This window comes from uncultured Granulicatella sp., from assembly GCF_963528195.1.
Classification (GTDB): Bacteria; Bacillota; Bacilli; order Lactobacillales; family Aerococcaceae; genus Granulicatella.
This window is the reverse complement of sequence record NZ_CAURVN010000004.1, coordinates 14,564-34,547: the sequence shown is the minus strand read 5'-3', so window position 1 is coordinate 34,547 and position 19,984 is coordinate 14,564. Positions and strand designations below refer to the sequence as shown.

21 protein-coding genes and 2 pseudogenes are annotated in these 19,984 nt (G+C 32.3%); 2 read left to right on the top strand and 21 right to left on the bottom strand.

All coding sequences use genetic code 11. The annotated features are described in order from the left end of the window. Nucleotides 1–6: 6 nt before the first annotated feature. Entirely contained in the window at nucleotides 7–1,134 is a 1,128-nt protein-coding gene (locus tag RWR88_RS02245; RefSeq protein ID WP_314450447.1) for a PD-(D/E)XK nuclease family protein, read from the bottom strand. Nucleotides 1,135–1,387: 253 nt separating this feature from the next. On the opposite strand from RWR88_RS02245, the gene RWR88_RS02240 reads away from it, so the two are divergent. Together RWR88_RS02240 and RWR88_RS02235 are read left to right on the top strand one after the other, a co-directional pair. Further along, nucleotides 1,388–1,576, top strand: a complete 189-nt coding sequence (locus tag RWR88_RS02240) for a hypothetical protein (protein ID WP_314450445.1) — start codon at nucleotides 1,388–1,390, stop codon at nucleotides 1,574–1,576. A 31-nt stretch (nucleotides 1,577–1,607) separates the two neighbouring features. Continuing rightward, nucleotides 1,608–1,789 (top strand): annotated as a pseudogene (locus RWR88_RS02235) (CPCC family cysteine-rich protein). Between the two features lie 97 nt (nucleotides 1,790–1,886). Here the strand turns inward: RWR88_RS02235 and RWR88_RS02230 are convergent. The 20 genes and pseudogenes from RWR88_RS02230 to grpE form a co-directional block, all read right to left on the bottom strand. Beyond that, nucleotides 1,887–2,015 (bottom strand): annotated as a pseudogene (locus tag RWR88_RS02230) (transcriptional regulator); the annotation flags it as partial. A gap of 454 nt (nucleotides 2,016–2,469) precedes the next feature. Next, entirely contained in the window at nucleotides 2,470–2,634 is a 165-nt protein-coding gene (locus RWR88_RS02225; protein ID WP_314450443.1) for a hypothetical protein, read from the bottom strand. 16 nt (nucleotides 2,635–2,650) lie between these two features. Then, nucleotides 2,651–3,493 carry a nucleotidyl transferase AbiEii/AbiGii toxin family protein gene (locus RWR88_RS02220; protein ID WP_314450442.1) on the bottom strand — a complete coding sequence of 281 codons (843 nt, stop codon included), beginning with the start codon at nucleotides 3,491–3,493 and terminating at the stop codon, nucleotides 2,651–2,653. Further along, nucleotides 3,490–4,089 (bottom strand): abortive infection protein, encoded by a 600-nt coding sequence (locus RWR88_RS02215; RefSeq protein WP_314450441.1) that lies wholly within the window; start codon nucleotides 4,087–4,089, stop codon nucleotides 3,490–3,492. Before RWR88_RS02215 ends, RWR88_RS02220 begins: the two co-directional genes overlap by 4 nt. Before the next feature lie 142 nt (nucleotides 4,090–4,231). Beyond that, entirely contained in the window at nucleotides 4,232–5,407 is a 1,176-nt protein-coding gene (locus tag RWR88_RS02210) for a hypothetical protein (RefSeq protein ID WP_314450440.1), read from the bottom strand. A gap of 57 nt (nucleotides 5,408–5,464) precedes the next feature. Continuing rightward, on the bottom strand, nucleotides 5,465–5,650 hold the full coding sequence (locus RWR88_RS02205) for a hypothetical protein (RefSeq protein WP_314450439.1): 186 nt from the start codon (nucleotides 5,648–5,650) through the stop codon (nucleotides 5,465–5,467). 142 nt (nucleotides 5,651–5,792) lie between these two features. Continuing rightward, nucleotides 5,793–6,434 carry an SdpI family protein gene (locus RWR88_RS02200; RefSeq protein ID WP_314450438.1) on the bottom strand — a complete coding sequence of 214 codons (642 nt, stop codon included), beginning with the start codon at nucleotides 6,432–6,434 and terminating at the stop codon, nucleotides 5,793–5,795. Between the two features lies 1 nt (nucleotide 6,435). Further along, nucleotides 6,436–6,702: a metalloregulator ArsR/SmtB family transcription factor gene (locus tag RWR88_RS02195; protein WP_314450437.1), complete on the bottom strand. Its 267-nt coding sequence runs from the start codon at nucleotides 6,700–6,702 to the stop codon at nucleotides 6,436–6,438. 362 nt (nucleotides 6,703–7,064) lie between these two features. Further along, nucleotides 7,065–8,894 carry a translation elongation factor 4 gene (lepA, locus tag RWR88_RS02190; protein WP_314450436.1) on the bottom strand — a complete coding sequence of 610 codons (1,830 nt, stop codon included), beginning with the start codon at nucleotides 8,892–8,894 and terminating at the stop codon, nucleotides 7,065–7,067. Between the two features lie 18 nt (nucleotides 8,895–8,912). After that, entirely contained in the window at nucleotides 8,913–10,250 is a 1,338-nt protein-coding gene (gene mgtE, locus RWR88_RS02185; protein WP_006702613.1) for a magnesium transporter, read from the bottom strand. Between the two features lie 263 nt (nucleotides 10,251–10,513). After that, nucleotides 10,514–11,083: a hypothetical protein gene (locus RWR88_RS02180; RefSeq protein WP_314450434.1), complete on the bottom strand. Its 570-nt coding sequence runs from the start codon at nucleotides 11,081–11,083 to the stop codon at nucleotides 10,514–10,516. Between the two features lie 172 nt (nucleotides 11,084–11,255). After that, the gene (locus RWR88_RS02175) at nucleotides 11,256–12,335 is read right to left on the bottom strand and encodes a HAMP domain-containing sensor histidine kinase (protein WP_314450433.1); all 1,080 of its coding nucleotides are present in this window, start codon (nucleotides 12,333–12,335) and stop codon (nucleotides 11,256–11,258) included. Next, complete coding sequence (locus RWR88_RS02170; protein ID WP_314450432.1) at nucleotides 12,320–12,991, bottom strand: response regulator transcription factor; 672 nt, start codon at nucleotides 12,989–12,991, stop codon at nucleotides 12,320–12,322. Before RWR88_RS02170 ends, RWR88_RS02175 begins: the two co-directional genes overlap by 16 nt. 23 nt (nucleotides 12,992–13,014) lie before the next feature. Then, nucleotides 13,015–13,740, bottom strand: a complete 726-nt coding sequence (locus RWR88_RS02165) for a hypothetical protein (protein ID WP_314450431.1) — start codon at nucleotides 13,738–13,740, stop codon at nucleotides 13,015–13,017. After that, the gene (locus tag RWR88_RS02160; RefSeq protein ID WP_314450427.1) at nucleotides 13,740–14,513 is read right to left on the bottom strand and encodes an ABC transporter permease; all 774 of its coding nucleotides are present in this window, start codon (nucleotides 14,511–14,513) and stop codon (nucleotides 13,740–13,742) included. The genes RWR88_RS02165 and RWR88_RS02160 overlap by 1 nt, the downstream gene beginning before the upstream one ends. Then, complete coding sequence (locus tag RWR88_RS02155) at nucleotides 14,497–15,228, bottom strand: ATP-binding cassette domain-containing protein (protein ID WP_314450426.1); 732 nt, start codon at nucleotides 15,226–15,228, stop codon at nucleotides 14,497–14,499. The genes RWR88_RS02160 and RWR88_RS02155 overlap by 17 nt, the downstream gene beginning before the upstream one ends. 192 nt (nucleotides 15,229–15,420) lie before the next feature. Continuing rightward, the gene (locus RWR88_RS02150; protein ID WP_314450424.1) at nucleotides 15,421–15,984 is read right to left on the bottom strand and encodes a hypothetical protein; all 564 of its coding nucleotides are present in this window, start codon (nucleotides 15,982–15,984) and stop codon (nucleotides 15,421–15,423) included. 298 nt (nucleotides 15,985–16,282) lie between these two features. Continuing rightward, the gene (dnaJ, locus tag RWR88_RS02145; RefSeq protein WP_314450422.1) at nucleotides 16,283–17,467 is read right to left on the bottom strand and encodes a molecular chaperone DnaJ; all 1,185 of its coding nucleotides are present in this window, start codon (nucleotides 17,465–17,467) and stop codon (nucleotides 16,283–16,285) included. A gap of 71 nt (nucleotides 17,468–17,538) precedes the next feature. After that, complete coding sequence (gene dnaK / locus RWR88_RS02140; protein WP_314450421.1) at nucleotides 17,539–19,374, bottom strand: molecular chaperone DnaK; 1,836 nt, start codon at nucleotides 19,372–19,374, stop codon at nucleotides 17,539–17,541. Between the two features lie 45 nt (nucleotides 19,375–19,419). Then, complete coding sequence (gene grpE / locus RWR88_RS02135) at nucleotides 19,420–19,983, bottom strand: nucleotide exchange factor GrpE (RefSeq protein WP_314450419.1); 564 nt, start codon at nucleotides 19,981–19,983, stop codon at nucleotides 19,420–19,422. Nucleotide 19,984: the final 1 nt, after the last annotated feature.

Below are 19,984 nucleotides of genomic sequence, written 5' to 3'. Positions count from 1 at the left end.
CGTCTTCTACTCCGAAAACGTCAAGCCGTCCATAATCTTCTCTTCTGCAATTTTCATTTGCTTCATTAACTCATCAATAATAGCATCATATCTAAAATCCTCTATTTTCCAGTATTGGTAACAATGGCAATATTTAGCTGCAACATTTCCATACTTACAATAGTTATTTCTCATTTTAGAAGTACGACCTTGTTTTGCGATTTCTAATGAAAAATTTCTCTTGAAGTAATCGCAATTGTATAATTTATCAATCACTGTTTTCTCGTGATAATCACCTTCTTGCGAAGCTCCTCCATAAATTCTGAATTGTTCTCCTTCTATTTGTACACCAATCATTCCAATTTCTTTTGTTGGATCTCCATAAATTCTTTGAGAAAACACGATACTGAGAGTTGGTTTCTTATGATTGAAACTAAGTCCGCAAACTGGTTTTGTCCATTCTTTATAATTCTCAAAGTTGAGTCGTTTATTAATTTCTTCCATGAATTCTGATCCTTTAAGTTTTACATAAATATCAGAATAGCGGATTTTTTCTAAGTCTTTGTCTCCAATAATGTATTTGCCTTTATTTTGCTCCATTTTGCTTTGGAATAAGTCATAGAGTACTTCGATATCCTCTGCATATTGTCTGATATAATCTGCAAAATCCATTGTTGGATATTGTTCTTGGATATTTATGATACGTTTAGCAATTTCTTGGTAACTTAAGAATGACCATTTTCCTAGATCTCGGATATCTAATGAGGCGTATAATCCTGTTAGAATTCCTGTAATCGTTAAGTCTTGTTTTCCTAATTCTTCTTCATATCTCATCAATTGTTCTTTTGTTGGAATAGATTTGATTTTGTTTTCAATAATCAGTACTTCTGTTTCATTGGCTTTGTTTTTATAAGTAATCGTTAAATCCACATGTTTCTTTTCTCTTTCGACTGATATGAAGGTACATCCATTTTGATAAAAATCAGGGATAAATACTTCGATAAATGGATGTTTTCCTTCGACTTCTTGTTCTAATAACCATGCCCAGAAATTAGAATGAGATAATTCCTTTCCACTTAAGGAGATGGCAAATAATGGGGAACGGTTTAGTCGTTGTAATTGTTCTTCTATGATGCTTGTTGTTTTCTTTTTCATGTCATTTTCCTTTAAATTTGTTAGTACCTTAACGTTAACATAGTCGATGTTTGATTTCAATGAATGATGCAAAAAGACACCTACTTCTCAGTAGATGCCTCTATGATTTGTTATTTTTGCGCTTTGTGGGAAATGCCATGGTGTAGTTAAAATTCTTATTTTTCAATTGGTACTACAGCTAATGTTTTACAGTGCTTTATTTGCATATTTACGATTTAATAACCCTGAAAATACGTATGAGTGTAGTGTTAATATGCATATAGAAGAATTTGATACTGTTCTTTTAAAAGATGGACAAACAGCAGCAATTCTAGATAAGTTAAGTGAAGATACGTTTATAGCTGATATTGGAGACTCTCCTGAAGACTGGGATACGATTACTATTACAATCGATGACATTAAAAAAGTAGTTTATAGAAGTCCAAAATCTATTGATGGGTGATAATGATGAGTAAGAATGAAAAAAGGAATTAATATTCATTGACGGTTGGGAGCACGTTCATTGCCCCGTTTGTGGCAATCTAGTTGAAACTTACGATATATGCGATACCTGCCATTGGCAAAATACTGGTGAAACGAATATTGATGGGGCCCTAATATAATGACACTATCTGAAGCTAAAGAAGCATACGCAAAAGACTTACCAATAACATAAACAAGCCCCTGGTTCGTTCTAGGAGCTTGTTTTATATAGATTCCAATTTATTAATCAAAATTAATACTTATAGACATTTCTAATCTTTTTTGCTGTTCTTACTTTTTTCTTCAATTATTTTACTAATAGTTGCAACTCTTTCATCACTTTTATGAATTTCTTCTTGTGTGAATAGTTCTTTTCGAACCTCTTTCCAATTACTACCAATTGCATTAGTCTTATTCATTTCTACTCTTCTTTTCTTTAAATCTAAACTACCCATAAATTAAATATTAAAACTAAATGAAGCAGTAATCTAATAATATGATGCGACAAATGTACTTCCTTAAGACTCTTCCTTCTATCCACAAAAAACATGAACGAAACCAATAACAACAAACAGGAAATTACTACTTTAATAATGATATGTGTATAAAACAGATGAATCCCTGCAAAAAATGTTAACAATACAACTAGTACAATTGAAGTAATAGATATTCCTAACTCATTTTTATAAGCAAAAAATGCTAACATACATAACATTAAACTGTATATACAAAGTACGGTGTTCATAACTACTTATCTCCTTATTTTTTCAATTAATAATTCTTTTTGTACTTAAAACTTAATATTTTTAAGAAAAAAAGTCAAGAGTTGATACTAATAATTACTTTATATAGATTCCATTTTATTAATCAGAATTAATACTCATGGACATTTCTAATCTTTTTTGCTGTTCTTTCTTTTTTCTTCAATTTTTTACGAATACTTGCAACTCTTTCATCAGTTTTATGAATTTCTTCTTGTGAGAATAGTTCTTTTCGAATCTCTTTCCAATTACTACCAATTGCATTAGTCTTATTCATTCCTACTCCTCTTTTCTTAATTATTTTCAAGAATAGAACCAATCTCTTCATAAATTGATATTGTATCATTGAAAGAAATATCTTTAGCATATGAATTGTTTTGAACATATTTCGCCCACAAATTTTTTAGAGAATCGCTTTGATAAAATAATTTTACTATCTCTTTATTTTGCAATACTAAAGAATAAGAATTTCTGTGCTGACTGGTCAGTGTTATTGCTTCCTTGAGTATATTTTTGTCAATCTTACTTTTATAAAGATTATATAACATATACAAATCATAAAAATCTCTGGCTCTTGTAGTTGTAATATTTCTACTTGAAATTGTTTCAAATTTTTCAGCAATAATAGTTTCAATAGTATATGTCAAAATTGAAATACTACCTTCCTCTAAAATTTTTTCATAAAAATATTGTACTTCATTTGGAGTAATAATATCCCCGGTTGTGATATCAATATTTAAATTCGTATTAATTTTTCCATATCTACAAGATATTGTAGCAGAAAAATCTTCATAGAAATCTTCTATTCTAATACGTTCTAATTTTACTAAACGATATACAATATCTGCATCAATATATATTTCCAGTATCTCTTGAAGGATTTTTGAGATATTCTCTTCATTCATTGGAAGTCCTCTAATAGTTGTATCCATATCAAGTGTACTTCTCATTTCAACACCTATTAGCGAAGAAATCAACAAACCGCCTTTTAAGATAAAATGATTCTTGTATTTAGATTTAGAAATTTTCTCTAGTATCCCTTCAAACAGACACATTTGTAGTAAAGAATTTGCATTTACACCAGTTTTCTTAGATATATTTCTTATTGCTCCTTTAATTTGTTCTGATGTCTTCATAACAACACCTCTGTATAAGCTCTTAACTCATTTTCCATTCCTAGTTGCATAGCATAAGTTGATAAACGTAAAATATTTTTATCTTTATTCGAAAAGTAGTTTTTTATGCTTTCAGTAAAAACTTGGGTATCCACTCTATCTTTGTCTTTTATAAGATCCAATATCGTACGTTCTTTATCATATACTACAATTTCTCTACCAAATGGACTTAGGGAAGTGCTTTTCCCAATTTTATAAAACTCTTTATTAACATACTTGAATAGTATATTACTTTTTACAGACTTTACACGACTGACATTATCCCCTATAGCAACTGTCATAACATAACTAAATGGCAATTTTGTAGTAAATCCATGTAAATAAGCTGCGGTTTCATGAGAAAATATTCCTTTCGGAATTCGATGTGTAAAGTATAAATATTCATCAATACTTTCTCCAGGAAGTCCATATAGTCCATTAGCAATTTTTTCCAGTTCTTCTTTAATAACCATATTTTTTAATACGTCTTTATGAATACCATACTCAATAACTTGTTTAGTAGTAATGACTCCATTGTTTTCCTTTATTTTTTCAAGTAATAATTCTTTTTTACTCATACTAACACCACCTTTTCGTGCTTAAAATATAATGTTTTTAAGAACAAAAGTCAAGAGTTAATACTAATAATTTCCTCAAAGAACTTTATAGTGCAAACAAGCCCCTAGTTCATTCTAGGAGCTTGTAGTTGTATATCACTTTTCATCTTCTTTCAAATTCAACATAATGAATTTCTGAATTTTCGTTTCGGAATGTTTCACCTTTTGGAATGTCTTTTGTATCTTTCTTGAAAGCTATCCATGCCATGCCTTTTTCTGATAGGAATACCATGCTTCCATCATAGTCATATTCATGTTGATGTTGTAAGTCAATCAAACGATAAGGTGTTTTGTATCGTCCTGATTCAGTATCAGTTGCTGAGAAACTCATGAATCCAAGGTGATTTTGTTGGATAAATCCTGTGCTTGTATACCCATACACCCAATCATATTTCTTTTCTGCTTGATTGACGTGGTAAATGGTTCCACTCTTCAAATCTGTTCCTAGTGAAACATATAATTCATATTGGTCCGTAAATAATTGATTGAAATGTTCTGTTGCACTTTGATGCGTCAACATTACTTCTTTCTCTCCACTCTTCATATCGTATTGAACAACTTCTGAATGGTTAGCACTTGCATCATAGCGAATATAATAAAGTTTTCCATTGAATTGAATCGGTGAAAAAGTATTTTGATCAATGACTTTATCTTTCATCGTTGTTGTTTCCAATTGATGAAGCGTGTTTAAAGATGTATCTTCTTTACTATCTTTAACAATATTAAATACTAACTTCGAATCTTCTGTAAAGAATGCTGTAATCTGATGAACTAGTGGCATCTTTTCATTCTCTTTGACAGTTGTAACTTCACCCGTTGTACGATTCAATAAGTAGAAGTTTGCATTTTCTTTTGAGTCTGTATATTCCTCAAAAAATACCCAATTTTTGTCGACTTCTCGAACCCATTGATGGGAAACTGTTGCATCACTCATTTCATGAACCAATGAATGAGTATTTGTTTTTAAATCAATTTCCAAAATTCCAACATGATCCACACTTCCGTATAATTTTCCATCCTCTGATAACATTTGCGGAATAAAGTCTGGATACTCATCTGCATAATGAGCGACTACACTCTTGTCCTTAAACATTTCATTAAATGAAACAGTATTAAACTGATTACTTCCTTTTCCTAATTGAAAGTTAGTGGTTTTACTTTGTTCCACCGTTGTAACACTTTCTTGAACCGTTGTTTCTTGTGTATTTTTCTGTTGACCACAAGAAGCTAAACAAATACTTAACAATACAATACTAACTACTCTATATTTTCCTAACATAAAGACTCCCCCTATTACTGTTAAATAAATGATTGTAACCCAATTCTTCTACCCTCCTTAACTTTTTTGATGTCTAATTCCAAAAATAATGGAGATGATGCAAAGAATAACACCTACGACAAACATAGGGAATTCAAAGTCCTTAACTTCTTCTATAAAAGGAATGACATACATACTTAATTCAATACATATCACTCCTACTACAATAGAAATACCGATTAATAATTTTTGCCCTTTTTGCATCATAATCTCCTTTCTTTAAGTTGTTATCGTTTTCACAGATAGTATACTGCTCATTAAATTAAAAAGCAATGTAAAAAAGACTTTTCTCCGTAGTAATTGAGAATATTACCCAAAACTATTACGAAGAAAAGTCACTTATACTTTATTTGCTAATTTTATACGAATACACCATAGTAATGCCAATCGTTAGTACTAAAACAATACTTACAAGAAACAATGCTAATTTGTTCCCCGCAAATAATGAAATTAAGATAAAGATTACACCAGAAACCATGCTCGCAAATCCAAAGAATCGTTGTGTTTTTCGAAAAGCTTCATCTTTATTCATAATCCATGGAACACGGAACCCAAAGTGTTTATTCGTTTCTTTGATTTTAGGACTAACATTTCCAATGAATATCATAAATAATCCCATAAGAAATGCAAGAAAACGTACCTTTTGTGTACCTATGCTAACTCCTGTCAAAATTAAGACAAATTGAAAATAGGCAATAGCATTAAACAATAATAATGTGAGTCTAAAAATATAACGGCTAACTTCCTTATTTTGACTTCCAACTAATTCTTTATCATCAATCCATTTCATCAAACCTGAAAATAATAGAATGAGGATTGGTAATATCAGAATTGTCCAACGTGAAGCTGTTGCGACAACATTTCCTTCCAAATCAAAACGAGATACGATTGTCTCAGGAGCATACCAAACAACGCATAAAGCAAGTAAGATAGGTAAAAAGGTTAAAATGACATCTAATAAATAAATCTTTCTTTGTTCTACTAACATATTAATTTCCTCCAATAATTGAATTCATCCAAACAATTGCTTCTTCTAAAACGGTTAAATTTAATTCATAATAAATAAAGTTCTTTTCCTTTGTTTCATAAATTAAATCTGCCTTTTTTAATTTTTTTAAATGATACGACAATGCTTGTGGTGTGATTTGTAAGCTCTGTGCTAAGTCTCCAGTATTCGTTCGTCCCTGTCGTAAAATTTCTAATATCTTACGACGGTTTTCATCCGATAATGCAGACAAAATATCATTTACAGACATATAATCATCTCTTTCTATTTAAAATTTTCTTTAAATAGATAATACTCCTTCTGAAATCAAAATGCAAGAGTTATTTAAAAATATTTTTAAATAGATAATTACAAAAATGACTTTTTACCGTAGTATTATCAATGAGACAGCTTTAGCTGACTTATTGTGTACGTTTTAAGAAATTCAAATGGAAGAAATATATTATTGTCATAAATGAATGGAAATAAAAAAACTCTCCATTGTAGCACGAGTAAAAGAAGTCTAGAAAGACTTCTTTTACTGGAAAAATTGAGACCTTAGGCTCAATTTTTAGGCATGAGACCGTAGGTCTGCTGCCGTCCATTGCTACAATAGAAAAGTTTATTAAAATGCTATTTCTCTTCTTCGTTAAGGTTAAGCACTGACATGAACGCTTCTTGTGGTACTTCAACTGATCCCACTTGTTTCATACGTTTCTTACCTTCTTTTTGTTTCTCTAATAACTTACGTTTACGAGAAACGTCCCCACCATAACATTTCGCCAATACGTTTTTACGTAGTGCTTTAATGTTTGTACGAGATAAAATTTTGTTTCCAATTGCTGCTTGAATTGGCACTTCGAATTGTTGACGAGGAATTAATGTTCTTAATTTTTCCGTAATGGCTTTACCACGATTATAAGCAAAGTCCTTATGAACGATAATACTTAAGGCATCGACAACTTCACCATTTAACATAATATCCATCTTCACTAGTTTGCTTTCACGATATCCGATTAAATCATAATCTAATGATGCATATCCTTTTGTACTTGATTTCAATGAATCGAAGAAATCAAAAATAATTTCAGATAGAGGCATTTCGTAAATCACATTAACACGATATTCATCTAAGTAATCCATCGTTACAAAGGTACCACGTTTACGTTGGCAAATATCCATGACACTTCCTACATATTCATTCGGTACCATAATAGATGCTTTTACATATGGTTCTTGAATCGATTGAACACTTGATTGATCTGGCATTTCAGCAGGGTTAGAAACCACTACTTCTGTTCCATCAGTTTTTTGAACATGGTAAATTACCGATGGAGCTGTTGTAATTAAGTCTAAATCAAATTCACGTTCTAAACGTTCTTGAATAACGTCCATATGTAGTAATCCTAAGAAACCACAACGGAAACCAAATCCTAATGCTTGAGAAGTTTCTGCTTCGAATTGTAACGCAGCATCATTTAATTGTAATTTTTCTAATGCATCACGTAAATCATTATATTTAGAAGAATCAATTGGATACAAACCACAGTAAACCATTGGATTCATTTTACGATAACCGGATAACGGTTCGCTTGCTGGATTATTCGCTAATGTAACAGTATCCCCTACACGAGTATCTTGGATTGTTTTAATAGAAGCTGTAATATATCCTACATCCCCAACCATTAAGTAATCACGACTAATTGGTTTTGGAGAGAAAATACCAACGTCAACAACATCAAATGTTTTTCCATTACTCATTAATTGAATCTTGTCACCAGGTCTTACAATTCCGTTTTGAATACGAACATTTAAGACTACTCCACGATACGCATCATAAACTGAATCGAAAATCAACGCTTGTAATGGCGCTTCTAAGTCCCCAGTAGGTGCTGGAATCTTACGAACGATTTGTTCTAAAATTTCTGGAATTCCAATTCCCACTTTAGCACTTGCAAGAACGGCTTCACTTGCATCAATTCCAATTACATCTTCAATTTCAGTACGCACACGTTCAGGATCTGCAGCAGGTAAGTCAATTTTATTAATAACTGGAACAATTTCTAAGTCATTATCAATCGCTAAATACACATTCGCTAATGTTTGAGCTTCAATCCCTTGAGCAGCATCTACTACAAGAATTGCTCCTTCACAGGCTGCCAAGCTACGGCTCACTTCATACGTAAAGTCTACATGCCCTGGAGTGTCAATTAAGTGAAAAATGTACTCTGTTCTATCATTGGCATCATATGTTAATTCAACCGCATTTAATTTAATTGTAATTCCACGTTCACGTTCTAAATCCATAGAGTCTAATAATTGGTCTTGCATTTCACGGTCAGCTACAGTATCTGTTGCTTGTAAAATACGATCGGCTAAAGTTGACTTTCCATGGTCAATATGCGCAATAATTGAGAAGTTTCTGATGCGCTCTTGTCGTTTTCTCATTTCTTCTAAATTCATTCATAAGCTCCTTCATATCTAAATTAATAACGGTAAAAAGACTTGTGCAATTCCTAGGAAAAAGAAAAATCCTAGAACGTCTGTTGCCGTTGTTACAAAGATGGTTGATGAAATGGCTGGGTCTAATTTCATAGCTTTTAAAACTAAAGGTACAAAGAACCCAAAAATCGCTCCCACCATTAAATTCATTGCCATCGCTAAAACTACAATAATCGATAAATAAAAGTTTTGATAAGGAATATATAGCGCAAGTGCCGCTACAACTCCAGTAATAAGTCCGTTCATACAGCCTAAAACAATTTCATTCCAAACATACTTTTTGTCTTTTTCCAATGATAATTGTCCTAATGCAATTTCTTGAATTGCTAGAGCTAGAGTTTGAGAAGCTGAATTTCCTCCCATTCCCGTAATAATCGGCATGGCAACCGCAAGAACAACCACTTGTTCGATCGTTGATTGGAACATCCCAACAACTGCTGAAGCCATAAAGGCTGTAATTAAATTAATTAATAACCAAGGTGTCCGTTTCTTAATAGATTCGATAAATGGGCCACCAATTCTTTCTGTTCCTTCAACCCCGCTAATTAAAAGCATATCTTCATGATGCTCTTCTTGAAGAACGTGGACGATATCATCAATTGTAATAATCCCAATTAAAACGCCCTTCGTACTAACTACTGGTACAACTGATAAGTCATATTTTGAAGATAGACGAGCAACTTCCTCTTGGTCTTCTTCAGGAACTACAGAAATAATATTTGTATGCATTAAATCGTGTAAACTGACATCTAATTCATTTGTAAATAAGTCACGAATATCAATCCAACCAATTAATTGATTTTGGAATGTTGTGACAAATATTGTATGAATGACTTCTGTATTTGGAGAAATTTCTCTTAACTTCGTCAATGTTTCTTCAACGGTTAAATGTTCCTTCACGGAAATAAATTCTGTCGTCATAATCCCTCCGGCAGAATCTTGAGGATATTTTAACATCGTTTGAATTTCATCTTGAGAAGAACCCTTCATCATATTCAAATATTTTTTACGAATTCCAATTGGCAGATTTCCTAAAATATCCACGACATCGTCATTAGACATTTGTTGGAATAATAACCCTACACGTCGGAAAGGTAATTTTTCTAACATTCGAATTTGAAGTTCGGGGTCACTAACTTCTAAAATAGAAGCTAATCGTGTATTGGAAATAGTATACATGAAGTTTTTAAGCACTTCATCGGTTACTTCTTCCAATCCTAGAGCAATATCGATCGGATAATTCTGGTTGAATAATTCCCTAATTCTTTTGACATCTTTCGATTCAACCATTTGTTCAATGACTTTGGACATATCCATCGTTTTATCACTCCATTCTGTAAACATACTATTAGTAGTATACCATATTTTAGCGATATAAAAAAAGAGATACCCTCAAGATATCTCTGTTGTTTGTAAGATTATTTTGCTTGAAAATATTAAAGTTCTTAATCTTATCATTGTTATAAAAATCATGTACAATTCCGTAATTATAACGAAAAAAGGAATCAAGCTCTCTAACATTGCTTAATTCCTTTAATAAATTGTTTTATTATCCTATTTAATCGAATAACTAATTAGATTCATTCTAATTCTTTTTGAGTAAAGGTATAAAGAATTGAATTTATATTTCCATAATTCTTCGCTGAATCATACTTAACAGATTCAATTTTTTTTCCATTCTTAATAAGAGTGTATCGATAACAGCCTTTTTTCATTGTTAACCATTTAGGGAAATTTGCAGCTTTTACATATGAACCATAAAATTTACCATTAGGATATTTTGAAACACCAATATAAGCATAAGGTTCTTGGTCGGCAAACACTACAAAATGAAATCCCGGATTTTCAGATTGAGTATTATAGATGTTGTATGGTTCTCGAATTGTTACAGTCTTTCCCTGTAATTCTTTTTTTTCTTGTTCATCACAAAAATCAAGAAAAGATCGTTTTGCTTCTTCTACATAAGACATATCGAATGGCTCTTTCAGTTCGAATAATAATTCATCGCTTTCATCATTTTCGGAATCTACTATTACATTTAAATGAGGATTTGGAGAATATTTTATTTCTTTAGAACAACCCGAAAACAGAGCAACCGAACAGACAAGTAATGCTAATAAAATAAATTTTAAATTTTTACACCATTTCATTGTTAACTCCCCCTAATCATCTTCTTGTTTCGTAATTCTTAAAATAAAATTTGAAAACGCTATCCTCCTTCTAATTATAATTATATGGATTTTTTAGGGAAATACAATATCTTTGTGAAAAAAATCGTTTTATTCTAATTTAGAACGATAAAAAAATTTATGTCACTATTTTTTATTTTTTTCCTGTATAAACACTAATCGTTACTTTCACTCCATCATCTTCATTTTTAATTTCTAATGTTCCATGATGTAATTCTGACACCCTTTTAACAAATGCTAGTCCTATCCCAAAATGTGAATCATTCATTTTTCGATTTTTATCTTTCCTATAAAATAATGAATCTGCATGTTGTAATGTTTCTTCAGTTAAATGGGAACCATTATTCCAAACACTAATCACTAACTGCTGATAAGCGTATTGTACATTAACCTTTATTGCTTTTTTATCTGCTGTGCTATATTCCAGAGCATTTTGCATCATATTCATCACTGCTCTTAATACATAATTCAAATGAAGATAAACTGTTGTATTTTTATCTAGCTGTTCATCATATTGGAAAGTAACAATAGTTTTGTCTTTTAGCAAATAATGGATTTCTTGTTCAATAGACTCGATGACATCTTGTAAGGAATAATCTTTCCATTCATTTTCGTTCTCATAAAAAGTTTTCGAATACAATAGTAATCGGTTAATATATTCAATCATACGATTGCTTGCTATATTGATATCTTGAATATAAGGGAGATATTTTTCTTCAATAGCTGAATGAGATAATAGTTCAGAATTTCCTTGAATAACAGTTAATGGTGTTTTTAAATCATGGGAAGCTGCGGATACTTTAAACACTAATGCTTCCTTTTGTTGTCGTTCTTTTTCAAGCATCCCTTTGATTTGTTGTTGCATTTGATTAATTTTTTGATTCGTTTCGATAAATTCTGTAATCGTTAATGATTCTGTTAAATCACTAGATTCTAACCACATGGATTGATGGTAAACAATATTCATCTCTTTATGAATTTGCAATAGTAATTGTCGTATATTAAAACTAACAATTACTAATAAAGCGATACATATATATATCCAAGAAAAAATATTCAATAATACAGGATGAGCTGTTTCTTCACCAGCGACTTTAATAGAAATCGACAATAATGGAAGTAGGTACAATACTAAAATAGCAATCACAAACTCTACTAAAATGGTAAGACATGTCTTTTGAACAAGTTGTTTAAAGCTTAATTTATTTTCCATTTATAGCCGCCTCCCCTCATTGTTTCAATCGGATTTAAGTGGTAGGGTTTAAATTTTGAACGTATTTGATACATATATTCAGAGATAGATCGAAATTGAGTATTAGAACTATTAGGATAGACAACAGTATAAATTTCTTCAATGGTAAATATTCTTGAGGTTTGACTAGCTAGTAACTGTATAATCATAAATTCCCGGTTCGTTAATTTGATTTCAATTTCCTCAACAAAAACTGTTTTTAAATTCATATCTATCAAAATCGAACCAAATTCTAATCGTTTACCATTTTGTCTATTTCGTTCTTCACGTCTAAGATGCATTTTAATTCTTGCTAAAAACTCTTTTACTGAGAATGGTTTAGTAATATAATCATCTGCTCCTGCTAACAATCCATTCACTAAATCTTCCTCCATATCTTTAGCCGTAATAAAAAGAATTGGCGCTTTAATCTGTTCTCTAATTTCATTACAAATCGCTATGCCATCTAGTGGCATCATAATATCTAATAATATTAAATCAAAGTCGACAAAGTCACAGATATTTACTTCCTCAATGCCATTTCTAGTAGTAACATCATAATTATTTAACTGTAATATATTTTTGATTAATCTTAAAATAGATTCGTCATCATCAATGACTAGAATTTTATATGACATACCCCAACACTCCTATCTTGCTTTCATTTTACACTTTTTAGATGCAAATGGTAATAGGCTAATCCAATAAAAACTATTGTCCATAATGATTGAAGGAAAAGTCCTTCTGTAACAGTTGGATAGATAGAAATTTCTTTGATAGAAAAACTATTCATAGTCACCAATACAGGAAGTACATTCATCATAGAAGAATATTGTAATAATAACTGCCCTAGTCCTAATATCATGGATAATACAATTGTTAAAGAAGAAACCATCGATTCCATAAGTATCGTTAAGCAGAATGTAATTATACTAATTTGAATCGTAGCAATTATAGGTGGAATAAGTTTTGACAATAGTAAACTTACAAATTCTGGATTTAATTGAAATTTAAAATAAAACGATACTAATCCAATTCCTATTCCAATAGCTATACAAAAACAGCATAAAATCGATAACAAAGTTACGATTACCTTAATGCAAAAAAATTTCACACGACTAGAGGTCGATAATAAACTTGTCCTTAAAGAACTTTTAAGAAACTCTCTTCCCCAAAACACCGCAGAAAAAACTGCAAAAATTGTTTGCGCTAAATAGATACTTTGCAAAAACTGTGTCACTATAAAATCTCCATTAATCATTAGAAAAGAAGGATTTAATGCCAGTAACATTGCTAATAGAAATAAAATAGAAAATACTAACGTTACCGATAATCCTTTGTAATATATTATTTTTAAATATTCACTTTTTATCTGATTTCCTAGCATTAAAATTTCCCTCCTACATCCCTTTTTTTAAATTGACAATAAGCAATTAGCCCAAAAATAAAAACCCAAAGGAATAATAAAGTAGCTGTCCAAAATGGATGAGGTGAGAATCTAATTTCCGATGATGCAATGAAGCTATTTCCTAAAGCAACCGGAAGAACCTTTCCCCATACAAAATGAGTAGAGAGAAACTCCCCAACATTATAAATTTGAGGAATTAAAAATAATAAGCTAGCAATAGCTGTTCGAAATAGAAAAGCTATAAAGTAAGATAAAATCGTGAGACTTACCCATGCTAGTATCGCCAATAAAATAAAGTACCAAACTTTAAAACTTAATAAAACACTTAGTCCTAAATTTCCTAATGTAAAATGAGCCACTTCAATGGTAACTATAATCGATAGAAATGAAAGGATAGCTGATAAAAGTGTTAACGTTATTAATTTAAAAAAGTATAATCTCTTCTTATTACTATTAGCTAGTAGAGTAGTTCGCAGTTGATGATTTTTGAATTCATTTCCACCATAAACAGCACCCAAAATAATCATTGGCATCACTCCTAACATAACTGTATCAAATCCTAAATATTCAATCGGAGGAATCGCTTCTGCCAAAATAGCTGTATTCTCAGGAGTAGCGTGTAACCCTATTTCTAAAACTGCTTTTATACCAAGATAAGCAAAAAATGGTTGTACGATAAAAAGGATTAGCAAAACAATTTTGAAAAGTTTGGAATAAGTAATCTTTAATAATTCACTATAAAATAACTTCATCTTTTTTTCCTCCTTCTTGAATAAGGTTGAAAAAGACTTCTTCTAGACTTACCGTATCCTTCATAATTTTCTTTAATTCTCCATTTGCAATAATTTTTCCTTTATGAATGAATACTACATCATCCGTAACAGCTTCTACCTCTGACAAAATATGAGAAGATAATAAGATAGTCTTCCCTTTTTCAGATTGTTCTTTTAAAAAATTTCTTAGCCAACGAATACCGCTAGGATCTAATCCATTTGTCGGTTCATCTAATATCAGAAATTGTGGATTTCCTAGTAATGCAGTTGCAAGACTAACCCTTTGTGTCTCCCCAAGAGATAAATGTCCAATGGATTCATGCTTTTTATGGGCAATATCCGTTACTGCTAATACTTCATCAATTCTACTTTTTTTAATTCCATTAGAGGCTGCCACAATTCTTAAATGTTGATAAACCGTTCGATCACTAGGTGATCCTAGTCCATCAAAAGTTGCTCCTACAACAAATAAAGGATTACGGATATCTTTATAGTTTATTCCTGCAATTGTTGCACTACCCGAAGTTGCTTGATCTAATCCTAATAATATTCTTAAGGTAGAACTTTTACCTGCTCCATTTGGACCTAAAAATGCAGTCACTCTCCCTTCCTTTGCTACAAAATTTATATCGTCTAAAATGGTAATATTTCCATATACTTTACATAAATTCTTAATTTCAATATTTTTTTCCATAAAATCACTCCTCATACTCTTTATAAATTCATTGTAGAGTACCCTCTTCAGAATAATTTCAGAAAAACAATGAAAAAGAAAATTTATGCAAAAAAAAGAAGACTCCCTATAGTAGTAGGCTAAGCATGAGACTCGCATTTGCTAGGCTGCTGCCGTCCTTTACTACTATAACAGGAAGTCATTCGAAAACTATTACAATTCTGTTGGATCAAAAGTATAAACTACATTATTCAAATTTCCATATTCCTTTGTTGAATCATACTTCACAGATTCAATATGCATTCCATTATCAAGCGCTGTAAAACGATAACACCCATGTTTCATCGGAAATCTCTCAGGCAAAAATTTCGCTTGCATAAATGAGGTAGAAAACTTATCTTTATCAACTTTTCTTAAACCAATATAAGCATAAGGCTCATCTTCTACATAAACCATAAAGTGAAAAGAAACGTTTTTATTATTGTTAAAAAGAGTATATGGTTCACGTATCGTAATCGTCTTACCGACTAATTGTTCCTTCTCTTCTTTTGGATAGTCTACTAAAAATACTTGCTTAGCTCTTTCTAGATAAGTTGAATCTATTTCGCCTTCTCGTTCAAATAACAATTCATCGCTCTCATCATTTTCAGAATCAACTGTTAGGTTCGTATAAGGATTTATAGCATATTTTATTTCTTTTGAACAACTTGATAAAAGAGAAACCGAACAGACAAGTAATGCTAATATAATAAATTTTATAATTTTACACCATTTCATTGTTAACTCCCCCTAATCATCTTCTTGTTTCGTAATTCTTAAAATAAAATTTGAAAACGCTGTCCTCCTTCTAATTATAATTATATGGATTTATTAAGGAAATACAATATATTTGTGAAAAAAATCATAAAATGAACAAAAAAAGAAGACTTCCTATAGTAGTATGAGTAAGATAAGCCCACTTGGCTTATCTTATAGGAAACTTTGAGACCTTAGGCTCAAAGTTTAGGCATGAGACCGCAGGTCTGCTGCCGTCCTAATACTACTATGACAGGAAGTCATTCAAAAATTTAATGTATTATTTAAAACTGTCCTTAAAAGCATCCTTCATTTTATCGAAGAAAGTTCCCTCACCTTCAACATGAGTACCCGCTTCTTTTGCGAAAATCTGCATCGCCTCACGTTGTTTGTCCGTTAAATGCTTAGGTGTTACAACACGTACTGTAACATGCTGATCACCCATTCCATTACCACGAAGTCTAGGCGCACCTTTTCCTCTTAAACGAAGAACCGTACCAGATTGAGTTCCCGCAGGAACTTTTAATTTCACTTTGCCGTGAACAGTCGGAACATCCACTTCATCTCCTAATGCAGCTTGAGCAAAGTTGATTGGAAGTTCATAAAAAATATCTGCCCCTTCACGTTCAAACGTATCGCTCTTACCAACACGGAAAATCACATATAAGTCACCATAAGGGCCGCCATTTTCTCCAGCTTCCCCTTGTCCACGTAATGGCATTTGATTTCCATTTTCTACACCGGCTGGGACTTTTACTTTCACTTTATGCGTTTCTTCTACATGTTTGTGCCCATGACAAGTCTCACATTTTTCTTTGATTTCTTGTCCAGTACCACCACAGACATCACACGTTGTTTGAGACATCATTCTACCAAATGGTGTTGCTCTTTCAACATTGATCACACCTGAACCATGACATTTAGAACATGTCACAGGATCTGTACCAGGTTTTGCACCAGTACCATGACAAGTTTCACATTCTGCATTACGATGGTAATGAATCACTTCTTCTTTACCAAAAATCGCTTCTTCAAATGTTAAGTCCATGACATATTGTAAATCTGCCCCTTGACGTGGCATATTGGCACGATTTCCACGACGACCACCGCCGCCACCAAAGAATGTATCGAAAATATCTTCGAATCCACCTGTATAACTTCCAGAGAATCCTTGACCTCCGAAACCACCAAAGCCTTCAAAACCGCCACCAAAACCGCCACCAGAGAATCCTGAGTTTGGATCGTATGAAGCATGACCATATTGGTCATACGCAGCTCGTTTTTGACTATCACTTAAAATTTCATAAGCTTCTGCTATTTCTTTAAATTTTTCTTCCGCTCCAGCTTCTTTATTAATATCTGGATGGTATTGTTTGGATAATTTACGATAAGCTCGTTTAATATCTGCATCGGAGGCATCTTTGGAGACTCCGAGTACTTCATATAAATCACGTTTTGCCACCATTATCCCTCCTTATCATATCATTCTACAAAAGAGCGAGTGGAAGAAGTTCTCCCACTCTTACTTGCTCTATATTAGTCTTGTACTTCTTCGAAGTCAGCATCTACTACGCCATCTTGTGGTTGAGAGCTTGCTTGTTCAGCTCCTGCTGCTCCTTGAGCTGCTTGACTAGCTGCTGCTGCTTGTTCATATAATTTTACAGATAAGTTTTGAACAACTTCATTTAAAGCGTCACGTTTAGCTTTCATTGCTTCTAAGTCATTTGCTTCTACAGCTGCTTTTAATTCATCACGAGCTGTTTCAGCTTTCTTAACATCTTCAGCATCTACTTTGCCTTCTAATTCTTTCAATGTTTTATCTACAGTGAAGATTAATTGATCCACTTCATTACGTAAATCTACTTCTTCTTTACGTTTTTTATCTGCTTCAGCATTCGCTTCTGCATCTTTTACCATGCGTTCGATTTCTTCGTCTGATAAACCTGATGAAGATTTAATTGTGATTGTTTGTTCTTTACCAGTACCTAAGTCTTTTGCACGAACATTTACAATACCGTTTTTATCGATATCAAATGTTACTTCGATTTGAGGCACACCACGAGGTGCAGCTGGGATATCTGTTAATTGGAAGCGACCTAAAGTTTTATTGTCTGCTGCCATTGGACGTTCCCCTTGTAATACGTGAACATCTACTGCTGGTTGGTTATCTGCAGCTGTTGAGAACACTTGTGATTTACTTGTTGGAATTGTTGTATTACGATCGATTAATTTAGTAAATACACCACCCATTGTTTCAATCCCTAATGATAATGGAGTAACGTCTAATAATACGATATCTTTCACATCACCTGAGATAACTCCACCTTGGATTGCAGCACCCATTGCTACTACTTCGTCAGGGTTTACAGATTTGTTTGGTTCTTTACCAGTTTCTTTACGAACAGCTTCTACAACTGCTGGAATACGAGTTGATCCACCAACTAAGATAACTTGGTCGATTTCACTTGCTGATAAACCTGCATCGCTTAATGCACGACGAACTGGTTCTTTTGTACGTTCTACTAAATCTAATGTTAATTGGTCGAATTTAGCACGAGTTAGTGTTACTTCTAAGTGTAATGGTCCAGCTTCACCAGCAGTAATGAATGGTAAGCTAATTTGTGTTGAAGTTACACCTGATAAATCTTTTTTAGCTTTTTCAGCAGCATCTTTCAAACGTTGCATTGCCATTTTATCTTGAGATAAATCAATTCCGTTATCACGTTTAAATTCAGCAACTAAGAATTCAATAATTTTGTTATCGAAGTCGTCCCCACCTAAGTGGTTGTCTCCTGCTGTTGACAATACGTCGAATACGCCATCTCCTAATTCTAAGATAGATACGTCGAATGTACCACCACCTAAGTCGAATACTAAGATTTTTTCTTCGTGGTCTACTTTATCTAAACCGTATGCTAAAGCTGCTGCAGTTGGTTCGTTCACGATACGTTCTACTTCTAAACCTGCGATACGTCCTGCATCTTTAGTTGCTTGACGTTGAGCATCGTTGAAGTAAGCTGGTACAGTAATAACTGCTTTTTCAACTTTTTCTCCTAAATATTCTTCAGCATAGCCTTTTAAGTATTGTAAGATCATTGCTGAAATTTCTTGTGGTGTATATTGTTTACCTTCGATTTCAACTTTATATGATGCATCACCCATATGACGTTTAATTGATGAAATAGTGTTTAAGTTTGTTACAGCTTGACGTTTTGCAACTTCCCCTACTTGAATTTCACCATTTTTGAACGCTACAACTGATGGTGTTGTACGATTTCCTTCTGGGTTTGGAATAATTTTAGATTCATTTCCTTCTAATACAGCAACTGCTGAGTTTGTAGTTCCTAAGTCAATACCAATAATTTTACTCATAATTCATACACTCCTATAATTTTAATTTTAAATTTTTTAGTTGGCTTATTGAGAGACGATAACCATTGCTGGTCTTAATACACGGTCTTTCAACATGTAGCCTTTTTGAAATACTTGAACAACAACATCACTTTCTTGTCCTTCTTCAGCTGGAATTGCTTGAACAGCGTGATGTTTATTTGGATCGAATGGTTGATTTAATGCTTCAATTTCTTCAATACCTTCTTCTTTTAAGGCATATAAGAAACCTTCATATACCATTTCAATCCCTTTTTTAAGATTTTTCGATTCTTCTGATTCACTAGGTGAGGCAATCGCTCTTTCTAGATTATCAATGACATTCAATAAGTTTTGTGCTAGAGATTGACTACGATACTTCGCTGCATCTTGTCTTTCTTTTGCATTTCTTTTTTGAATATTCGCAATTTCTGCAGATAAGCGATATACTTGGTCATTTAATTGAGAAACTTCTTGTTGTAATTTTTCTTCAACAGAAGGCTCAACTTCTTCGGTTTCTTCGACAGTTTCTTCAAACTCTTCTACTTCAGGAGATTTCTCTTCTTCTACTTTTTGAGTTTGTTGAACGTCTTTTTCTTCATTTGTTTCCAAG